Source organism: Paenibacillus amylolyticus (genome assembly GCF_051136285.1).
GTDB classification, from domain to species: Bacteria; Bacillota; Bacilli; order Paenibacillales; family Paenibacillaceae; genus Paenibacillus; species Paenibacillus amylolyticus_F.
In genome coordinates this window covers 6,333,700-6,352,534 of sequence record NZ_CP194938.1, presented here as the reverse complement: position 1 = coordinate 6,352,534, position 18,835 = coordinate 6,333,700, and the positions used below count along the sequence as shown (strand labels likewise).

Below are 18,835 nucleotides of genomic sequence, written 5' to 3'. Positions count from 1 at the left end.
TAGCCAGAATAACCCAAGATCACTTGGCTCGCCAGTTTCTTTAAGCTTATTTTTGACAAGACGATCTGAGGCAATCATACAAAAAGGCTGCAAAATGCACAAAACCCCTGGTACTTCTGTAATAGAAGTATCAGGGGTTAGATAACTGTGTCTGATCTGTTGCAGTTTGAATTAAACTTCTACAACTTCAACCGTTTCCATTTTATCGCGACCTTCGAATGCATCAACAAACTCCATACCTTTGCTTACTTTACCAAATACGGTATGTTGTCCATCCAAATGTGGCTGTGGTTGGTAGCAAATATAGAACTGGCTTCCGCCCGTGTTGCGACCAGCATGTGCCATCGCCAGCGTTCCACGCTCGTGTTTGTTCGGATTGATCTCACAGTTGATTGTGTAACCAGGGCCACCTGTACCGGAACCACTAGGGCATCCGCCTTGAGCTACGAAACCCGGGATAACGCGGTGGAAAACGAGACCGTTATAAAAACCGGAGTTTGCCAGCTTTTCAAAGTTTGCTACTGTATTTGGAGCTTCTTGATCGAACAGGTCGATCACTACTTCTCCACCGTTTGCCAATTTAATTTTCGCTTGTTTCGCCATATGTAAATGACTCCTTTCAATTTTGAGCATAGTAAATTGTGACGCAACACCAAACTTGGGGTCAAGCATTACAGCACTTTTCTTAGTGTACACCGAAAAGAGCTGAATCGCAAAAGGATAAGATAAAATAGGATGAAGTTTTTAAATTTAAGTTGAATCAAAATTTAAATTTCTTCCAATCGATCTGATTAAATGCAAGTATAGTTAGAAAACAATTGTTGATAATATTAGAGAAATTAAAAGTAGCGCTCTGTTCATAAATGAGTCCAGAAACATTGATTATAACAAAAACCAGCAAATAGATTATATTAATGTGCGATTTTAGTAAATCATAATTATATTCTTCAGAAATTTTTTTTTGATTCATGATCTTTTTTATAAAAAACTTATTTAATTTAACTCCTGTTAATTGAAAGATAATTAAGAATGCTGTTACTAAAGTATATAGAAATATAGATGGGTTGACTTGAAAGTTTAGGCCGAAAAATTTAACAACTAATAATAATATGAAAAGGTATATGTATGATGTTACTATAAGAGTTGTTATTGTTGAATAGAACTTAAAAATTATCACAACTATACCAAATACTATTAACTCAGCCAAAAAAGTCATAATAATATTTCTTGTAAAATCACTATACATACTTACACCAATCAATACTCCTAAAAAAAGAACCATACATAATATTACAGCAATATTTTTAAAATTAAAATGTGCAAGAATCAAAATTAGTCCTAAAATTAAGCCTGTCGAGCCAAATACAACAACTATAATCTGCTCTAACGAGTTGTATGAATTCTCGATATTGAAATTTGAAATCGTCTGACTACTGTAGTAATAAGATAAGACAAAAATTGCTATCCCTATTAAGCTAGAAATCCCTTTAAATTTGGTTGTAGTTACTGAATTAAAAATTTGACGTTTGATATGTATCACTCCAATAAATATTTTTTCAACCGAATATTAAATATTAGCATAACAAAAAGGTGACCTAATTTCAGTCACCTTTTTGTTATGCTGGATTGTTTTTAGCGAGTAACCGGCTGCTTGCCAATACGCGCTGGAACGAGGTCATTTTGGATAATGTCTTGATACGACTCACGGCGTACGACCACATCACCTTGACCGTCTTTGACAAAAACAACAGCTGGACGACGAATCCGGTTATAATTGCTCGCCATCGAATAGTTATATGCCCCTGTGCAGGCTACGGCAAGCAAGTCCCCGCTTTCCACTTTTGGCAAGTCGAGATCCCAGATCAGCATGTCGCCACTCTCGCAACATTTTCCGGCTACAGAAACGGTTTCTGTTGCTGCTTCGTTTGCACGATTCGCCAGTACAGCTTCATACTTGGATTCGTACAGGGCTGGACGCGGGTTATCCGTCATGCCGCCATCTACGGCTACATATTTACGCACGCCTGGGATATCTTTGCTTGTTCCAACGGTGTAGAGCGTTGTACCTGCTTCACCCACGATACTACGGCCTGGCTCAACCCAGATTTCAGGCACAGCATAGCCGATTTGCGCAAAATGATTTTTCACCGCATCCGTAATAGCTTTTACGTACTCAGCCACTTCAAGAGGCGTGTCCCCGTCGATATAACGGATTCCGAATCCTCCGCCAAGGTTTACGACTTTGAATGCCACATTCAGGCGCTCGTATACACTTGCTGCAAATTCAGCAACACGTTGAACTGCCATCTGGAACCCTTCAACCTCAAAGATTTGCGAACCAATGTGAGAATGCACACCGAGCAGTACCAGATTTGACTGTTTGGATGCGAGCTCAATCGCTTCGAATGCTGTACCATTACCGATATCAAAACCGAACTTGGAATCCGTTTGCCCTGTCGAAATATATTCATGTGTATGTGCCTCAACACCTGGAGTTACGCGAAGAAGAACATTCACTTTACGATTTTTGTCCGCTGCAACCGCTTGAAGCAAATGCAACTCGTTAAAGTTGTCAACCACAAAACATCCGATCTCTGCATCAAGCGCCATTTCGATTTCTTCCAGCGTTTTGTTATTGCCGTGGAAATGAATACGATCTGCAGGGAAATCTGCTTGCAATGCTGTGAACAACTCTCCGTCAGATACGACATCCAGCGAAAGACCTTCCTCTGCTGCTAGGGCACACATCGCCATAACACAAAATGCTTTGCTCGCATACGCAACCTGGAAGCCCAGACCGGAAGCGCGGAATGCCTCCATATACTCTCTGCAGCGCTCGCGAACCAATTGCTCGTCCACAACATAGAGCGGTGTTCCGAATTGCTCTTTCATATCTGTAACGTCTACTCCACCAATTTCCAGATGACCTTGCTCATTTATTCTACTTGTACCGTGTAAATACATCGTCTGCATTCCTCACTTTTTATATACTGGAACAATTATTATTCCATTGATTTTACACCAGTATATCAAATTAAGCCGGGAGATGAATGGATTTTTCGGCACATCATTTGTGTTTTTTACTTTTTCGCAGCTCACCGTCTGGATCATCCGACATCTTGGTATTGTCACGTGTTTTGTTGAACGATGGACGTTTCTTGCTGACAAGCAATGGAACCCTAAACAAGAAGTTGCCAAATGCCTTTGCATTAAACGGTATAAATGGCCACAGATACGACGAGTTGTATGAACGGTGAATGGTCAATGCCACAATCAGCAACGTTGTTCCGACCACCAGACCAGGCACCTTAAATATTGCAACCGCAAGCAACAGCATCAATCTGACTAGTCGATTCGCCAGCCCTAACTCGTAACTCGGTGTAGCAAACATTCCAATAGCTGCAATCGCCATGTAGAGCACAACCTCATTGACAAAATACCCCGTTTTCACGGCGATATCTCCGACTAATATCGCAGCAATCAGACCCATGGCTGAAGCAAGTGGTGTCGGTGTATGAACAGCTGCCATCCGTAACAAATCCACACCCAGCTCTATGAGTAGAAACTGCAAGATAATCGGCAATTTTACATTTTCCTGTGGGCCGATAAAATCCAGTCCGATTGGTTTGAGTGAAGGCTCGATGACCATCAACATCCACAGTGGCAACAGAAACAACGAGATCAGAATGCCTGCAAAACGTACCCAGCGCAGATAGGTTCCCATAAGTGCGGTTTGCCTGTTCTCCTCCGCATGCTCGCACAAATCAAAAAATGTCGTGGGTAAGATCATCACACTGGGCGACGTATCAACAAATATGACTACTCGTCCTTCCAGCAGATGGGAGGCTGTAACGTCCGGACGTTCCGAATATCGGACGAGGGGAAACGGATTCCATCCTTTGTTGATGATCGCTTCCTCCAGCTGTTTGTCGGCAGCCGGAATACCATCGATATCGACACGTAATATTTTTTCGCGCACCGAGTCAACCTGCACCTTATCCACAATATCGTCAATATACACCACACATACATCGGTTTGTGTTCTTCGCCCAACCTGCATGATCTCAAACTTCAGTCCGGGGTCTCGTATCCTGCGACGTACCAGTGTTACATTCGTCAGTAGTGTTTCGGTAAAACCATCCCGCGAACCACGAACCACACGTTCAAGCGAAGGCTCCTCGGGGGATCGAACCGGATAACTCCGGGTATCCATAATGAGAACAGAGCGGTCTCCCTCAACAAACATGGCACTCATTCCGGTCAGTACTTTACTGATGACAGCACTCATTTTCTCCACACGTTCCACCTGGATATGGGGGATGTAACATTCGAAATAGGACTTAAGCGCATGTTCGGATATCTGATCGGGTGAAAGGTAGGTGAGCCTTTTTAACACTTCGAGCAGAATTTCGTCCTTGGCAAAACCACTTAACATCAGCAGCCCTACATGCTTGCCGCCAAGCACCATCTCCCTCAACGTAACATCAAAAGACTCACCAAGACCGAGCACTTGCTTGAGTGTATTTTTGTTATCACTCATGCGAGGGGAAATGTCATCGTTGTGCTGCCAATACTGTACGGATTCCTCAATGCTGTCGGACATCTCGTTTTGTTTTTTCTTCTGATGTCTTCTCTTCTCTTCTTCCTGCTGGATCTCATAAGCCGACTTGCGCATGATATCCTCGGTAATTCCCTCACCTTGTTCATGACCTGTTTGATCCGTATGTTTGTCCATATCCATCCTCCTTTGAACCTATCATGCCGCTTTATCTCTGGTATATAAAAAAGTCAAACAACGAACCTGTCATTTTCCCTAAAATCATCGCGAGTAGAAGCCCAAACAAGTAAGATCTCATGCCCAGCCTTTTCGCCAGAACGGGCAACACATTTAATACTTCCGTTAGCGCTGCAGCCAGCAAGCCAATAAATACACCGCAGAACAGTCCAACAATGGGACTGAGCAACATGACACCATGCATTTTCCAATGCCAGAAATCAGCCACCGTGCCCAGCAGCGAACCTCCGATGAGAGCCCCCTCGTACCAATGCGTTTTGTCATAGGACTGCGTAACTTGCGCCAGTCTGGGAATCATGTCCAGGACAAGGATGAGGGCAATAACACCACTCCCTACGGCGATCCCTCCGGCAATGCCAAGCACAATGCTGATTGCTCCGTTAAGCACGCTCATCGTCACTCAGCTCCCTGCCATTCTGCTCATGCATGCGCTCACTTTCTTCAATCACGACATATTGATCTACATTTTGCTGGTAAAGAAACATCTCCACTTCGAGCGGCGTAGGCTCCTCATTCCATTTTTTCTTGAACAGATGGTTAAAAAAAACAGCCATGCCGAAGCCGATTCCCAGGGAATAAGCGAGCTGGAATAAGTATGGATGCTCGTCCCGCTCCCCAGTCAGCATCTCCACAATGCGAATCTGTACTTCCTGCATATTCACATCTGCATGAAAATTCATAATAGTCAGAGCTGACCCAAAGAACAACAATAGCCACACCAGAATAAACAGTGATTTCGAGGCCTGACCATTACCTACGATCACCTCAACTAACGTATGCCCTGACCCCATCAATTCCACGTTGACGTCTGGCAGCAACTGCCGGATTCGGGGAATAATCTGCAAGATGTCAATGAGGATCAGGTTGCCGTCCTCCGGTCCGGGCCGCAGCAGTTCCAGCTCCAGCAGCCTGTCCTCCTGATCCTCGGATGAGGCCAGTACGTGGGCAATATCTCGCAGTTTGACTGCTCGCCCTCTCTGGATACGAATGCGGCTGCGCATGCGAACATAGACCGTTGGAGTGGGTGTCTGAGACATCCAAAGCACTCCTTTACTGCGTAATTTAGGTTAGTATTTGAAGATTGTGCAAATTTATTACATTTAAGTTGGAAAAGAGGGTTGAGGGCGGTGGGGCGCTCCGGGATGGATCGGCATCGGGCGCTGGTTATCCCCGGATTTCTGGTTCTCTCCTTTTCAAGGAGGAAATCCTGTGATAAACGCGCACGCTTCGCTCCTTTACCGATTCCATCCCTCCGCTGGCTTGCCGCCCTCTCTTTTCCAAACCAAATGTAAGAAACCTGCGGGGAGGGGCAGGGGGAAAGAGCTTGGAAGCTTATCCGCGGAAGGGAAAAGACGTAGTTTGGCAGGGGGCGCTCCGGGATGGATCGGCATCGGGCGCTGGTTATCCCCGGATTTCTGGTTCTCTCCTTTTCAAGGAGGAAATCCTGTGATAAACGCGCACGCTTCGCTCCTTTACCGATTCCGTCCCTCCGCTGGCTTGCCGCCCTCTCTTTTCCAAATCAAATGTAAGAAACCTGCGGGGAGGGGCAGGGGGAAAGAGCTTGGAAGCCTATGCACTAAAGTAAACACGATGGGGAATACTTCTCGCTTTGAGAGGAAGGGAAAAAAATCTGGGGGCGCTAGAGAGGTAGCAACTTCACTACATATCATGGATAGAACAATGAATCTTTTGATTCTTTTCATTCAAATTAAAACAATTATCAGTCCATATCCTTCTTGACTCCCTTCTCCTGTAAAAATTAAAAACGACAATTAACCCCATCGCCAACATGCGCGAAATGAGGTTGTTAGTTGTCGTTTATTGAAGAATTTACACACACAAGGATGACACTTAGCCATCGCAATACACTACATCACTGCGCGATTTGATCGCGGATGGATTGCAGTATTTTTTTCTCCAGACGTGAGACCTGCACCTGGGATATACCCAGCCTGCTAGCCACTTCGGATTGTGTTTGATCTCGATAATATCGCAGATACACGATAAGTCTTTCCCGCTCACTGAGGCCGCCGATCGCTTCATTCAGCGCGAGTTTGTCAAACCACTTCTCCTGAGATTCATCCGCGATCTGATCCATCAGTGTAATCGGATCACCATCATTTTCGAATACCGTCTCATGAATGGAGGTCGGCGGTTTGTTCGCTTCCTGGGCGAATACAACTTCCTCCGGGGTAACACCGAGTTCAGCGGCAACTTCCTTAATTGTGGGCAGTCGATCCAGATGTTTGGACAATTCGTCCCTCTTCTTGCGAACTTTATTGGCCATCTCTTTCAGCGAACGACTAACCTTCAAGGTTCCGTCATCCCGCAGGAAACGCTGAATCTCACCAATGATCATCGGTACCGCATACGTCGAGAACTTCACGTCATAACTGAGATCGAACTTGTCCACTGACTTGAGCAGGCCGATACAACCAATCTGGAACAGATCCTCCGGTTCATATCCCCTGTTCATAAAACGCTGCACGACGGACCAGACGAGTCTGATGTTGCAGTTCACCAGCGTATCCCGTGATACATGGTCACCCGACTGACTGAGCGCAATCAGCCGTTTGACCTCGGCATCGTCCAAATAGGTCTGTGAAGATGGTTTCACTTCAGCATCCATAAGAACACCAACCCCTAATTATACAATGCTTTCTTGGATTCAATCCTTTTTTTCATCTTGATGGAGGTGCCTCTGCCGGGCTCACTGCTGACTTCGAATTCATCCATAAAATTTTCCATAATCGTAAAGCCCATGCCCGACCGCTCAAGTTCGGGTTTGGAGGTATATAGCGGTTGTTTGGCCAGATCAAGATCCTCGATGCCTTCGCCGCGATCCTCTACAATAATCGTGATCATATCATCACGAATCTCGGCCTGAATGGTCACAACACCTTCCGGATTGTTATTGTATCCGTGGATGATGCTGTTCGTCACCGCTTCGGAGACAACCGTTTTCAGATCACTGAGCTCGTCCATCGTTGGATCAAGCTGAGAGATAAAAGCTGCAACGGCCACCCGCGCAAACGATTCATTCTCCGACTTGGCCGCAAATTGCAGATTCATGAAATTTGTCCCTGTTCCTTCATTCATGAGACGACCTCCAGACCTGAGAGAGCAGTTCCCTCATTTTCGTATATCGGCATGATCTTGAACAATCCCGACATTTCCAGCAAACGGTATACTGGCGGATTCACATCACAGACAACCATTTTGCCACCTTTATTTTTGATCAACTTGTATCTTCCCAAAATAACACCCAGGCCTGAGCTGTCCATAAACTGCAGGTCTTTCAAACTCAGCACCAAATGCTCACATTGTCTGCGCTGTATCGCTTCATCCATCTGCATTCGTACCATGTCAGCTGTATGGTGATCCAGCTCCCCGGATAATCGCACAATCAAAATCCCGCGGTGATGCTCCATGTCCACATTCAAGTTCACGTTTGCCCACTCTCCTCCCTGTCTTGAACAAGGATTTCTACGTTGCCAAATGCTTTTCCTGCCCCCCGACAAAACTAGAAGAAAACCCCTATTTAACTACAAAAACCGTTCGAGTCACAAGGAGAAAGGCGTATCTTGCCGCTTAGTCAAACAAGCTTGAGGTTGTACGCTTGAACAGCTTCCACCAGCCTGCTTTACCCACGTCCTGCGGAGCCTGAATGTCGAATTCTTTAATTACTTCGTTCCCTTGATAGACGACGAGTTTACCTACACTTTGACCCGCCTTGACCGGAGCTTTCAATTCTTTGGCTACAATCAGTTCATGGCGGATATCTGTTGACTTCGCACCTTTGCGCATCAAAACACTGTAGTTCTGAGCAGCATTGAGCGGAAGCTCGGCAACATCCCCTTTTTCAATCTTCAGACTACCCAGCAGATCTCCTGCTTTGTATAGTGCCTTCATGGTGTATTGACCAAAAGCATAATCAAACATCGAGGATACTTCACTGTTCCTTGTTTTCGTATTCGGCTCACCAAGCACAACCGCAACGACACGTAACCCATCTTTGGACGCCGTAGCCGACAGACAGAATTTTGCTTCGGACGTGTACCCCGTTTTCAACCCATCTGCTCCCTGATAAAAACGCACCAGCTTGTTCGTATTTACGAGCCAGAACGGCTTCTCGGAGTCTTTACGCAGGTAATCCTGGTAAGCACCCGTGTACTTCGTAATACCTTGATATTTCAGTAATTCACGGCTCATCACCGCGATATCATGTGCAGAGGAATAATGATTAGCAACCGGCAGACCGTTCGCGTTGGCAAAACGGCTATCCTTCATACCCAGTTCTTGTGCACGTTCATTCATCATCTGTACAAAAGCCTCTTCCGAGCCGCCGAGTTTTTCGGCCATAGCAACAGACGCATCATTGCCTGAAGCCATTGCGATGCCTTTTAACATATCATCCACGGTCATCTCTTCACCGGGCTCCAGAAAAATCTGTGAACCGCCCATTGAGGCCGCATACTCACTCGTTCTTACCTTATCCGTTAACTTCAGCTTGCCTGAACTAATCGCTTCCATGGTGAGCAGCATCGTCATAATTTTCGTAATACTCGCCGGAGGCAGCTGATCATGGCTGTTTTTTTCATAAATAACGGTTCCCGTATCTGCATCCATCAATATAGCCGAACGTGCTGATGGAGCCAAATCCGTTCCTCCAGCAGCTTTAGGTGCTTCCTCAGCCAAAGTCGGTGAAGCCATTAAGGGCAGCAGAATACAAATGGTCATGAACGATGCCATTATTCTTTTTTTCACTAGGTTCCCTCCTCAAATGAATAGCTCGGTGGTTATTCCTCGCATGTACTGCTAACCATTGTCGGCCCCTTCGCAGTAAATTATTCCATTCTCCACAGGTTTTCCCTAATTTTTTTTATCCAAAGAGAAGATAGATGGATATTCGTACGTATTTATCTCATCTGCAACGGGTACAAGCTGATGAGAACATTCTTTATAGGATTTACCTATGTATGTAATCGTTTATATATATTTCTCCAATGAATGATGTTGACTTATGATGTATATGTCACAATTTAAATATTTAAGGAGGAGGCATCTTCAAATGTCTTTTGATGATATGAAAGTCCATTTCATTGATGGTAGGCCAGCGGATTTAACAATATACCGAGGGAAAGTACTTCTTGTTGTGAATACAGCCAGTAAGTGTAGCTACTCTCGTCAATTTGCGACTCTTCAACAATTGTACGAAAAATACTAGCGTTATGGTTTCGAAATTCTGGCCTTTCCGTGTAACCAGTTTAATGAGAAGGAGCCAGGAGACAATTCAGAAGTAAAAGCTCACTGTGAAAATCAATTGAAGTTAACGTTCCCGTTATTTGAGAAAATAGAAGTCAGGGGGAGAAACACCCATCCCCTATATCAGTTTTTAACCTTACAAGCGCCATTCCAAGGTTTTGACATGGAAACGGCCAGCGGGAAGTGGATGAACGATTTTCTAAAGGAGAAATTTCCTGATATTCATAAGGATGACGGAATCAAGTGGAACTTCACTAAGTTTTTGATCGATCAGAGCGGTCAGGTGTGCGGAAGATTTGAAACAACCACTGAGCCATTTGAAATCGAGCCAAGTATTACCTCATTACTTACGATGTAATTGACCATGAATAAACGTACGTGTCTGGTCCTTGATCTGAAGATAATACACTCATCTCATGCGTCATATTATAAAAAAGGAACAAATCATTGAGCAAACATCATTCAATGATTTGTTCCTTATTCAATGTGTCAAACAACATCCATTCAGCTCATTCTTCTATGCCTCATTACATCTTAGGAATAACAGCCAGCACCAGGGCCAAAAAGGCTTCACGAACACGCTCTGTGGTTTCCATAACCTCGTCATGGGACAGAGGCTGATCCAGTATGCCCGCTGCCATGTTGCTAATACAAGAAATACCGAGAACTTCAATACCTGCATGACGAGCTACAATAACCTCGGATACAGTGGACATGCCGACAGCATCTGCACCCAGGGTACGAAGCATTCTGATCTCTGCTGGAGTTTCGTAGTTAGGTCCGAGCAGACCGGCGTACACACCCTCTTGCACATTAAAACCTTGAGTTGCTGCCGTATCCTTGGCAAGGGCACGCAGACGACGGCTGTAGGCTTCAGACAAGTCAGGGAAACGTACACCCAGTGCGGCATCATTTGGTCCAATTAACGGGTTTTTGCCTGTCATATTCAAATGATCCGAGATGAGCATCAAATCGCCCGCTTGATAAGATGTATTTACGCCCCCAGCTGCATTCGTTACCAGCAGGCTGCTTACGCCCAGCTCTTTCATGACACGTACCGGGAATGCAGTCAATTCGGGTCCATACCCCTCGTACATATGAAAGCGACCTTTCATCATTACAACCGGGCGGCCTTGGATGGTACCGATCAGCAATTCCCCTTCATGTCCTTCTACCGTGGACACCGGAAAATGAGGAATATCCTGGTACGCAATGCTCACGCCATTCTCAATTAGTTCGGCAAGTACGCCTAGGCCTGACCCAAGAATCAAACCTACTTCCGGCTTGATGGAGCTTTTACTTTGAATATAAGATGCCGCTTCTTTGATCATCTGTTGGTTTAGTGCTGTCATACGATGTTGTCCTCCTTGAGTAGTAACGATCCGTTCATGATTCAACAGGGGTGCACTGCCTACGCCTGTGTTTGGCGCAAAAAATCAGGCATTCAAACATGCAGCCCGCGTATGTATAACGGCGTTTTAATGGTTTTATTTTGCCCGTGGATGATGAGTCTCATAAATTTCTTTCATCGTCTTACGCCCATGCTGGCTATACTGCTGCCCTGGCTGTTCGACATGGCCAAGCATGTCCTGTACCGCACGAGTGTCGGCTCCGCTGGCAATCAGGTGGGCTGCAAATGAATGACGTAACGTATGCGGCGTAATTTCTCCCGAAATGCCCGCATCCACGGCGGATTTTTTCAGCAGCTTCCAGAATCCCTGCCGGGTTAAACGTCTGCCTGATACATTCACAAATAGTGCCTGCTCGTCCGTTCCAGCCTTGAGCAATTGATTACGGAACCCGTCCATATATACACTCGCCCAGTGAGCAGCTGGTGCACCAATCGGTAAAATGCGTTCTTTCCCCGCCCCGCCGCAACGAATGAAGCGCAAGGACGGCTGTACGTCCCGTACATCAAGTGCAATCAGCTCTGACACCCGAATACCCGTAGCGTACAAGAGCTCCAGCATGGCCCGATCTCGAACGCCTTGCGGAGAGCTGACATCAGGAGAGGCAAGCAGCAGTTCGATCTCCTCAATAGTAAGAACTTGAGGCGGTGTCTTGTCAGCCTTGGGTGCTTCCACATCAAACGTAGGGTCCTGTACAATCTCGCCACGCCGCATCAGAAAATGGAAATACGATCGCAAAGACACGATGCTGCGGGCTATCGTTGCATTCGCCCGACCATCTTGCTTAAGTTGACCCACAAACAATACAACATGCGTTCGTCTAACCTCTCCCGCTTCGCGAATACCATATTCCTTTTTCACAAATTCCACGAACTTGTCCACATCTCGCAGATAGGATTCCAGCGTGCTGCTCGACATGCCCTTATCTTCCTCCAGGTATAAAGCATAGGCGTGTATGGTTTGGTTCATGTACAACACTCCTCATCTGTCAGCAATGCCAACCGGCAGGCTGCTTCCGTATTTGCATCCCTGGCTGCCGGAGCTACTCTCCGTGCTAGCAGCTATTATTCCCCGTACCAATAGAAGAGGCGAAGCCGCTCAGCCATTGTAGGACGTGCTTCTCCCATGCCTGACCAATCCGTTTCCTGAAATACTTTAACCGCATTGCCAGTCGGCATCTGATACTGATCCACGGGTGAGATCCAGCCGTTAAACAGATCCAGTACATGATAGAACAGATAAACCAGCGCAGCAAAGAACACAATGAATCGTATCAAACGGAGCCCTCTCCGCACAGAGATAATCATTGGAATTGTCCCCTTCCCTATTCAAGTCCAGTATGGTTCTTGAAACAGGGTATGTCCGTGCATCCGGGAATATGCCTTGGCGGGCGAACCTCAAATAGGGTTCGGGACCAAAAAAGCTCCCCCGTCAAAACCGCCGGTGAGAGCTTGAAGATAGGCTATGTTATTCTTCTTCTTTGGGCTTTTGTTCATTTTTAGCTTTGCAACGATAACAAATTCCATGAAAGTCCAGTCGGTGATCTACTACCGAAAAGTTAAATTCCCGCTCCAGTCGTTCTTCAAGCGGTCCAAGCCAGTCTTCACGTATTTCATCCATACTTCCGCATTGCACGCAGATTAAGTGATGATGGTGATGCTTGGATGTATCTCCGCGCAGATCATAACGCGCTACACCGTCGCCGAAGTTGATTTTCTCTACAACATGCAGCTCACTCAGCAGTTCGAGGGTACGGTACACGGTTGCCAGACCGATTTCGGGAGCCTTTTCTTTAACGAGCATGAATACATCCTCTGCACTGAGATGATCTTCTTCATTCTCTAAAAGTACTCTTACGGTGGCTTCCCGCTGGGGCGTTAATTTATAACCTTGGGACTGTAGTTGCTGCTTAATTTTATCAATCCGTGCTTCCATTTTCTCCCTCCCCCTAGGAAATCACTGCACACTGCAACTTAACCCACTCTTTTCATTATAGGGGGAGTTCAATATTAAAGTCAACATTTTAGGACATGCAGTGCAAGCTAGGCAGGAAGCAGCATCGGCGTGACCCAGCGCATCATTGCGGGGGTAACCCAGGTTTCAAACGAAGCTACCCCAAGCAGCAGTACCGCCATCACTATCGTCAAAATAACATAGGAAGCAAACGGCCTTTGGCGGCCTGGTGCACGGTACATCAAAACACGATTACGAATGATATATAACGAGAACGTCATCGCAGCCACACTACAGATCAGCAGGATCGGAATGACGAACAGATTATGCGGCGCTACGGATACAAGTGCAAATAACAACCCTTTCCACGAATACTGTCCAACAAGGTAACCTACGGTAAAACCGATCAGCACCCCTTTCAGAAAATCCAGAACCAATATACCCGGTAAACCTACAACGGACAAGCCGAGAATAAAGATCAACCCGACCCATTTCAGATGAAGCATGGCAATATCCCAATAGGCGGTGTTGTCTGTTCCTTGCGAACTATGCTGCACCGTCATAAAGAAATTTCCCAGATAGGCTTCAAGATCCTGGCGCTGTTCCAGAGACAGAGCATTGACCATCAATGCCCCGAAGATAACACCGACGAGAAACAAGACAGCCACGAATACATATAACGAAGTTTGCCCTTTGAACGTAAAATAGGAAGAACGCATACAGGTACGAGTCCCCTTTCCGGTTATGCTGCTGAAGGAGATACTTCAAACTTTAGACTTGATCATCCTTATAATTCAGCTTATGAACCGGGGTTCGTCCGTATGACTTCTTGTCCGAATTGTTAAACCTTGCTTGTCTTGCTAGCTTTACTATTTCTGTTCTTTCACCGCAACCTTGCCGTATGTGCCTCCACCGCCAGAGGCTAACGTCAATTCACCCTTGCGAGCCGCTACGATCAGTTCGGCGAGTACCGGACCAACCACCTCGGCTAGTTGAGCTTCATCTGTACGGTGCAAGACAGCCATCTCCGTACCAAAACGATCCAAGAGTTGACGCAGTTTGGCTTTCCCAAGACCCGGAATGAACTCCAGTGGAACCTGATAATAATAGGGTGGCCGGTCTGCAGGAAGCTCCGGTTGCTCTCGGTCTGCAATAGCCAGAATACGATCCAGCACCCCCTGAACCAGTTTCTGACTGCCACAAAGCGGGCAACGCTCTGCAGAGAGATCATGTTCGTCCATAACGCTACCGCAAGCTGCACAATACGTCCGGTGATATTTACCCAGTCTTGGATTCAAGCCATAATTGGCCGCAACCCTTCTTCCTTCTTCCCCTTTAAGTGCCAGTTGAAATTCGTCAAAGGAAGGAGATGCCATGTGCAGTTCATTGTATTCTCGTCCAATTTTACCTAGCGAATGTGCATCTGAATTCGTCAGAAATGGAACCTGATCCAACTCCCGAATGTAACTCGCCATCGACGAGTCCGAGCTAAGCCCTAGCTCAATCGCATCCACAAGGCTTGTGTCCAGCACATCCGCCATACGTGGCGCTGTGCTGCCGTAAATGCCCTTGTGCGGTGTGAACACATGAGCGGGTACAATCAACCCGCCGCGTGCCTTGATCTCCGCTTGCATCTCAAGAGCAGGTACGTATACTCGCTGGGAGCTGAGGTTTACATTTTTCATATAACGTGTCATCCAGGTTGTAAAAGACTTCATTGTATCCAAATCCCGGAAGTAGGCCAGCATATGGAACTCACGCATCTCGGGCTCACGCAGCTCAATTTCGGTTCCCAGCAGAATGGTTGTATCCTGATACGCAATACCGCCACCCTCAACCTCAGACATCGTACCGTTATCCAGCAGCTCCTCAATATCTCTCTGCACAACTGGTGAATGGCAATCGATAACCCCAAGCAGATGAATCCCTTTACGGGTGGACGCCTCACGGGCAATATTCTCAAACGTTAAGTCGCGGCTACCGCTGATTTTAACTGCCTCACCACGGGACGTGCGTCCGATGTGGATATGCAGATCCGTATAACACGGCTCCCACAGCGGCGGCGTTCCCTTTTGATTTGACATGATTAAAACCGTCCTGTTGTTTTGTAAATATCCCACGCGTATACAGCCATCATCGTTTTGGCATCACTGATCCGATTCTCATCCATCAGTTTGTAGGCTTCCTCCAGCGTAATTTCGGATACTTCAAGAAATTCGTCCTCGTCCAGGGCCATATCTCCGGCTTCCAACTCTTCGGCGATATACAGGTGAATGATCTCATCCGCGAAACCTGGTGAGGTGTAGAAAGACCTCAAATGACGCAGCGACTTGGCTGTATATCCCGTTTCTTCCTTCAATTCACGGGCTGCTGCAATTTCAGGCTGTTCACCCGGGTCAAGCTTCCCAGCAGGAATTTCTACCTCGGTACGTCCCATCGCCTGACGGTACTGGTCAACAACCAGCATGCGATCTCCCCTTAACGCCAGCACCGCTACCGCTCCCGGGTGTTTGATGATCTCCCGGCTTGCCGTCTGCCCGTTTGGCAGTTTTACGGTGTCTACCTGAAGTGAGATCACTTTACCTTCAAAAATTGGCTTGGTGGATACGGTCACTTCATCAAGCTTGGGATTCGCAGGTTGCGGCGCATAGATGGATTCAGCAGATGTTCTGGATTTCATGTGTACTTCAGCTCCATTTCATTTGTGATGAGTTCAAGTGAACCGAGCTAATTTACACAGACACTCCGATGACAGAGTAAACTTTCAATCGCTGTTATCCCCAGATTTTTTGATTCTCCTTTTGCAAAGGTAAAAAATCCGGTGATTAGCATATGCTTCCGAAGCAGCTTTCTTTCAGAAAGCTTTTAGGCGAACGCTTCGCTTTTCCAGTTTTTTCTGTCCTCTCCGTTGATGTGTAAAAAATTCGTTCAATTGAACCGAGATGTATAAAACTGTGATTCAGGGCATATGGTGAGCCTATAGGAATTTTATCGTGTGTACAAGTCTAAGGTGTACTGCGAGAAACAAGGGGGACTTACCAAGTGAAAAGTTATCTCACACCTCAATCTGCATGTGTGGTCGGACAAGCCAAACAAGTACAGCTTATTCTCAAACAATGGATACGTGAATGGGGACCTGAAACCAAATTAAGCGACATGCTCGCCGGGCGGAAGGGCTAGCCCCACCGTTGTTCAAAAAGTCCGAACCCGGCGTGAACCGAATTCGGACTTTCATTTTCTTTTTTAGCCAACGCTTCGGTTACATGATAACATGACCAACTTATTTTACCTTTGCGTTTTCTTGCACAATCGCAATGACAACTTGAGACAACTTCACAATATCCGCTGCTCGAATGCGCTCTTTGGTCGTATGAATATCCTCATATCCTACAGCCAGGTTAGCCGTTGGAATGCCAAATCCGTTAAAAATATTCGCGTCACTGCCACCGCCAGAAGCAAACGTGCTTGTTTCCAGACCGATACTACGAATTGCCCGCTGCGCAAGCTGTACAACCTCATGATCGTCATGGAAGCCAAAGGCAGGATACTTGATTTCACTGCGGAACTCTGCTGTTGCGCCGAATTTTCGACATGTCGTTTCGAGTGCTTCACGCATTTGGGCAATTTGCTGCTCAATTTTCTCCTGCACAATACTGCGAGCCTCCGCATCAATCTGAACAAAGTCACATACCACGTTCAGTGCAGAGCCCCCTTGGAACTTGCCAATGTTCGCTGTCGTCTCGTTATCAATACGTCCAAGCTTCATGGCTGCAATCGCTTTGGCTGCAACCTGGATCGCACTAATTCCATCTTCCGGATTTACACCGGCATGTGCTGACTTTCCATAGATTTTCATCTGAATTTCAGCTCTTGATGGAGCAGCCACGCAGATCGTACCCACCGCTCCGTTGGAATCCAGCGCATAGCCAAATGTGGCATCGATATCCTGAGGATTCATGGCACGAGCACCTACAAGACCGGACTCCTCACCCACCGTGATCACGAACTGAATTTTACCATGCGGAATGTTGTTCTCCTGAATGACACGAATGGCTTCAAACAGGGCCGCAATGCCCGCTTTATCGTCCGCACCAAGAATCGTTGTTCCATCACTGCGAATCCATCCGTCCTCGCTTAGCTCCGGTTTGATCCCCTGCCCGGGGGTTACCGTGTCCATATGACATGTAAAGAGCATCGGCTCTACACCTTCCACTCCTGCAGCTTCCAGTGTAACGATCAGATTGCCCGCACCATGACCGGTTTTGTCCATCGTATCGTCCTCGTAGACGTGAAGGCCAAGACCCTCGAATTGTTCTTTTAACACCTTGGATATATTTTGTTCATTTTTTGTCTCACTATCAATCTGTACCAGTTCCATAAACTGCTGAATAACACGCTGCTCATTAATCATTAGACTTTCCTCCCTATCGTAGATACGGTACAATACAGATACTATGGCTTGTTCAAAAGGTCTGAAAGGAGTTCTCTCTTCATGCAAAAAAAGAAATGGTTCAAAATTGTGATCTATCTCATGCTGGCCGCCATGATTGGCTCCACCCTTTTCATTGCGCTGGAACCGTTGCTGTTTGGATAGTCACCTGACCTGAAGCCCTTCTAACGCGTTGTTTACAGCCGCTGGAGGGCTTCTTCTTCTGTACTCCAAGTCATGTCATACGGGAATATATGTTGAAAATAAGGCACGATATCCCGGGCGACCTGCTCCACTGCGTATGACTTACCCGTGATATCCTCCAAAGAGGTCACACCATACTGTTCAATTCCGCACGGTACAATTCCTTGAAACCCGGCATGCTGAATACCTGAGGTAATGTTGAAGGCAAACCCGTGACTCGTCACAAAACCACGCCGATGCTTACACCGGTTAAACTTGATGCCGATAGCAGCGATCTTCAGATCACCGATCCATACGCCTGTGTACCCTTCTTTACGACTGGATTCAACACCCTGATCCGCCAGATAATCAATCATCACCTGTTCCAGCTTGCGTAAGTAACCATGCAGATCCAGTTCCTCATCCCGACCAAGTACTAATAAAGGATAACCTACCAATTGACCCGGTCCATGATAAGTAATATCACCGCCTCGGTCAATTTGAAACAAAGAGATTCCCTGTGTTTTCAACTCTTCCTCGCTCCAAAGCAGATGCTCTGGATGATTCTGTGATCCAATCGTATAGGTTGGCGGATGCTGTAAAAGCAACATCTGTTCAGGGCCTTCGCCTTCGTCCAGTTGCTGCACAATTGATTTCTGAAGATTCCATGCCGCTTCATAATCCAGCATCGGTATGTATGCCACATTCAGCGGTTTGCCCATGTTCCCCACATCCTTCTGCCCATGGTTTAATATATGAAGATACGTCTGTATCTAGACAGCCAGAAAAGTGCACGGCCTG

General features: G+C 46.4%; 20 protein-coding genes and 1 pseudogene. 3 read left to right on the top strand and 18 right to left on the bottom strand.

The genetic code is table 11. The features are described from left to right. Positions 1 to 171 precede the first annotated feature (171 nt). The 9 genes from ACR8BL_RS27675 to ACR8BL_RS27635 all read right to left on the bottom strand — a co-directional run bounded on the left by ACR8BL_RS27675 (position 172) and on the right by ACR8BL_RS27635 (position 9,508). Positions 172 to 603 carry a peptidylprolyl isomerase gene (locus tag ACR8BL_RS27675; RefSeq protein ID WP_434750502.1) on the bottom strand — a complete coding sequence of 144 codons (432 nt, stop codon included), beginning with the start codon at positions 601 to 603 and terminating at the stop codon, positions 172 to 174. A 1,029-nt stretch (positions 604 to 1,632) separates the two neighbouring features. Next, on the bottom strand, positions 1,633 to 2,964 hold the full coding sequence (lysA, locus tag ACR8BL_RS27670; RefSeq protein WP_434750501.1) for a diaminopimelate decarboxylase: 1,332 nt from the start codon (positions 2,962 to 2,964) through the stop codon (positions 1,633 to 1,635). 103 nt (positions 2,965 to 3,067) lie between these two features. Further along, positions 3,068 to 4,741, bottom strand: coding sequence for a spore germination protein (locus tag ACR8BL_RS27665; protein WP_434750500.1), 1,674 nt, complete (start codon positions 4,739 to 4,741; stop codon positions 3,068 to 3,070). A gap of 25 nt (positions 4,742 to 4,766) precedes the next feature. Beyond that, entirely contained in the window at positions 4,767 to 5,189 is a 423-nt protein-coding gene (locus ACR8BL_RS27660) for a stage V sporulation protein AB (protein WP_111269610.1), read from the bottom strand. Continuing rightward, on the bottom strand, positions 5,176 to 5,832 hold the full coding sequence (locus tag ACR8BL_RS27655; RefSeq protein WP_434750499.1) for a stage V sporulation protein AA: 657 nt from the start codon (positions 5,830 to 5,832) through the stop codon (positions 5,176 to 5,178). Before ACR8BL_RS27655 ends, ACR8BL_RS27660 begins: the two co-directional genes overlap by 14 nt. An 836-nt stretch (positions 5,833 to 6,668) precedes the next feature. Then, positions 6,669 to 7,424 (bottom strand): RNA polymerase sporulation sigma factor SigF, encoded by a 756-nt coding sequence (sigF, locus tag ACR8BL_RS27650; RefSeq protein WP_434750498.1) that lies wholly within the window; start codon positions 7,422 to 7,424, stop codon positions 6,669 to 6,671. A 14-nt stretch (positions 7,425 to 7,438) separates the two neighbouring features. Beyond that, positions 7,439 to 7,894: an anti-sigma F factor gene (gene spoIIAB / locus ACR8BL_RS27645; protein WP_434750497.1), complete on the bottom strand. Its 456-nt coding sequence runs from the start codon at positions 7,892 to 7,894 to the stop codon at positions 7,439 to 7,441. Beyond that, the gene (spoIIAA, locus tag ACR8BL_RS27640; protein ID WP_342551759.1) at positions 7,891 to 8,244 is read right to left on the bottom strand and encodes an anti-sigma F factor antagonist; all 354 of its coding nucleotides are present in this window, start codon (positions 8,242 to 8,244) and stop codon (positions 7,891 to 7,893) included. The genes spoIIAB and spoIIAA overlap by 4 nt, the downstream gene beginning before the upstream one ends. 142 nt (positions 8,245 to 8,386) lie before the next feature. Continuing rightward, complete coding sequence (locus ACR8BL_RS27635) at positions 8,387 to 9,508, bottom strand: D-alanyl-D-alanine carboxypeptidase family protein (RefSeq protein ID WP_434753275.1); 1,122 nt, start codon at positions 9,506 to 9,508, stop codon at positions 8,387 to 8,389. Between the two features lie 358 nt (positions 9,509 to 9,866). On the opposite strand from ACR8BL_RS27635, the pseudogene ACR8BL_RS27630 reads away from it, so the two are divergent. Then, positions 9,867 to 10,418 (top strand): annotated as a pseudogene (locus ACR8BL_RS27630) (glutathione peroxidase). Between the two features lie 169 nt (positions 10,419 to 10,587). On the opposite strand, the gene ACR8BL_RS27625 reads toward ACR8BL_RS27630, so the two are convergent. The 7 genes from ACR8BL_RS27625 to ACR8BL_RS27595 all read right to left on the bottom strand — a co-directional run bounded on the left by ACR8BL_RS27625 (position 10,588) and on the right by ACR8BL_RS27595 (position 16,102). After that, positions 10,588 to 11,412: a purine-nucleoside phosphorylase gene (locus tag ACR8BL_RS27625; protein ID WP_434750496.1), complete on the bottom strand. Its 825-nt coding sequence runs from the start codon at positions 11,410 to 11,412 to the stop codon at positions 10,588 to 10,590. A 135-nt stretch (positions 11,413 to 11,547) separates the two neighbouring features. Beyond that, positions 11,548 to 12,438 carry a tyrosine recombinase gene (locus tag ACR8BL_RS27620; RefSeq protein WP_434750495.1) on the bottom strand — a complete coding sequence of 297 codons (891 nt, stop codon included), beginning with the start codon at positions 12,436 to 12,438 and terminating at the stop codon, positions 11,548 to 11,550. A gap of 95 nt (positions 12,439 to 12,533) precedes the next feature. Beyond that, entirely contained in the window at positions 12,534 to 12,776 is a 243-nt protein-coding gene (locus ACR8BL_RS27615; protein WP_434758298.1) for a DUF4227 family protein, read from the bottom strand. A 160-nt stretch (positions 12,777 to 12,936) separates the two neighbouring features. Further along, a complete protein-coding gene (locus ACR8BL_RS27610) occupies positions 12,937 to 13,404 on the bottom strand; it encodes a Fur family transcriptional regulator (protein ID WP_434750493.1) in 468 nt (155 codons plus the stop codon). A gap of 107 nt (positions 13,405 to 13,511) precedes the next feature. Continuing rightward, positions 13,512 to 14,141, bottom strand: a complete 630-nt coding sequence (gene spoIIM, locus ACR8BL_RS27605; protein WP_434750492.1) for a stage II sporulation protein M — start codon at positions 14,139 to 14,141, stop codon at positions 13,512 to 13,514. A gap of 150 nt (positions 14,142 to 14,291) precedes the next feature. Beyond that, positions 14,292 to 15,506: an endonuclease Q family protein gene (locus ACR8BL_RS27600; protein WP_434750491.1), complete on the bottom strand. Its 1,215-nt coding sequence runs from the start codon at positions 15,504 to 15,506 to the stop codon at positions 14,292 to 14,294. A gap of 2 nt (positions 15,507 to 15,508) precedes the next feature. Beyond that, positions 15,509 to 16,102, bottom strand: a complete 594-nt coding sequence (locus tag ACR8BL_RS27595) for an NUDIX hydrolase (RefSeq protein WP_434750490.1) — start codon at positions 16,100 to 16,102, stop codon at positions 15,509 to 15,511. A gap of 362 nt (positions 16,103 to 16,464) precedes the next feature. On the opposite strand from ACR8BL_RS27595, the gene ACR8BL_RS27590 reads away from it, so the two are divergent. Next, positions 16,465 to 16,602 carry a Z-ring formation inhibitor MciZ gene (locus ACR8BL_RS27590; protein WP_434750489.1) on the top strand — a complete coding sequence of 46 codons (138 nt, stop codon included), beginning with the start codon at positions 16,465 to 16,467 and terminating at the stop codon, positions 16,600 to 16,602. 100 nt (positions 16,603 to 16,702) lie between these two features. Here the strand turns inward: ACR8BL_RS27590 and ACR8BL_RS27585 are convergent, their stop codons facing one another. Next, positions 16,703 to 17,833, bottom strand: coding sequence for a M20/M25/M40 family metallo-hydrolase (locus ACR8BL_RS27585; protein WP_434750488.1), 1,131 nt, complete (start codon positions 17,831 to 17,833; stop codon positions 16,703 to 16,705). A gap of 81 nt (positions 17,834 to 17,914) precedes the next feature. Here ACR8BL_RS27585 and prli42 point away from each other — a divergent pair, with 81 nt between their 5' ends. Further along, positions 17,915 to 18,016: a stressosome-associated protein Prli42 gene (prli42, locus tag ACR8BL_RS27580; RefSeq protein ID WP_434750487.1), complete on the top strand. Its 102-nt coding sequence runs from the start codon at positions 17,915 to 17,917 to the stop codon at positions 18,014 to 18,016. A 32-nt stretch (positions 18,017 to 18,048) separates the two neighbouring features. Here the strand turns inward: prli42 and lipB are convergent, their stop codons facing one another. Then, entirely contained in the window at positions 18,049 to 18,756 is a 708-nt protein-coding gene (gene lipB / locus ACR8BL_RS27575; protein WP_434750486.1) for a lipoyl(octanoyl) transferase LipB, read from the bottom strand. Between the last annotated feature and the right edge of the window lie 79 nt (positions 18,757 to 18,835).

Excerpts from the sequence above, each read along its gene's own strand:
- ACR8BL_RS27675 (WP_434750502.1), bottom strand. The coding sequence starts at position 603 with ATGGCGAAACAAGCGAAAATTAAATTGGCAAACGGTGGAGAAGTAGTG.
- lysA (WP_434750501.1), bottom strand. The coding sequence starts at position 2,964 with ATGTATTTACACGGTACAAGTAGAATAAATGAGCAAGGTCATCTGGAA.
- ACR8BL_RS27665 (WP_434750500.1), bottom strand. The coding sequence starts at position 4,741 with ATGGATATGGACAAACATACGGATCAAACAGGTCATGAACAAGGTGAG.
- ACR8BL_RS27660 (WP_111269610.1), bottom strand. The coding sequence starts at position 5,189 with ATGAGCGTGCTTAACGGAGCAATCAGCATTGTGCTTGGCATTGCCGGA.
- ACR8BL_RS27655 (WP_434750499.1), bottom strand. The coding sequence starts at position 5,832 with ATGTCTCAGACACCCACTCCAACGGTCTATGTTCGCATGCGCAGCCGC.
- sigF (WP_434750498.1), bottom strand. The coding sequence starts at position 7,424 with ATGGATGCTGAAGTGAAACCATCTTCACAGACCTATTTGGACGATGCC.
- spoIIAB (WP_434750497.1), bottom strand. The coding sequence starts at position 7,894 with ATGAATGAAGGAACAGGGACAAATTTCATGAATCTGCAATTTGCGGCC.
- ACR8BL_RS27635 (WP_434753275.1), bottom strand. The coding sequence starts at position 9,508 with ATGGCTTCACCGACTTTGGCTGAGGAAGCACCTAAAGCTGCTGGAGGA.
- ACR8BL_RS27625 (WP_434750496.1), bottom strand. The coding sequence starts at position 11,412 with ATGACAGCACTAAACCAACAGATGATCAAAGAAGCGGCATCTTATATT.
- ACR8BL_RS27620 (WP_434750495.1), bottom strand. The coding sequence starts at position 12,438 with ATGAACCAAACCATACACGCCTATGCTTTATACCTGGAGGAAGATAAG.
- ACR8BL_RS27615 (WP_434758298.1), bottom strand. The coding sequence starts at position 12,776 with ATGATTATCTCTGTGCGGAGAGGGCTCCGTTTGATACGATTCATTGTG.
- ACR8BL_RS27610 (WP_434750493.1), bottom strand. The coding sequence starts at position 13,404 with ATGGAAGCACGGATTGATAAAATTAAGCAGCAACTACAGTCCCAAGGT.
- spoIIM (WP_434750492.1), bottom strand. The coding sequence starts at position 14,141 with ATGCGTTCTTCCTATTTTACGTTCAAAGGGCAAACTTCGTTATATGTA.
- ACR8BL_RS27600 (WP_434750491.1), bottom strand. The coding sequence starts at position 15,506 with ATGTCAAATCAAAAGGGAACGCCGCCGCTGTGGGAGCCGTGTTATACG.
- ACR8BL_RS27595 (WP_434750490.1), bottom strand. The coding sequence starts at position 16,102 with ATGAAATCCAGAACATCTGCTGAATCCATCTATGCGCCGCAACCTGCG.
- ACR8BL_RS27585 (WP_434750488.1), bottom strand. The coding sequence starts at position 17,833 with ATGATTAATGAGCAGCGTGTTATTCAGCAGTTTATGGAACTGGTACAG.
- prli42 (WP_434750487.1), top strand. The coding sequence starts at position 17,915 with ATGCAAAAAAAGAAATGGTTCAAAATTGTGATCTATCTCATGCTGGCC.
- lipB (WP_434750486.1), bottom strand. The coding sequence starts at position 18,756 with ATGGGCAAACCGCTGAATGTGGCATACATACCGATGCTGGATTATGAA.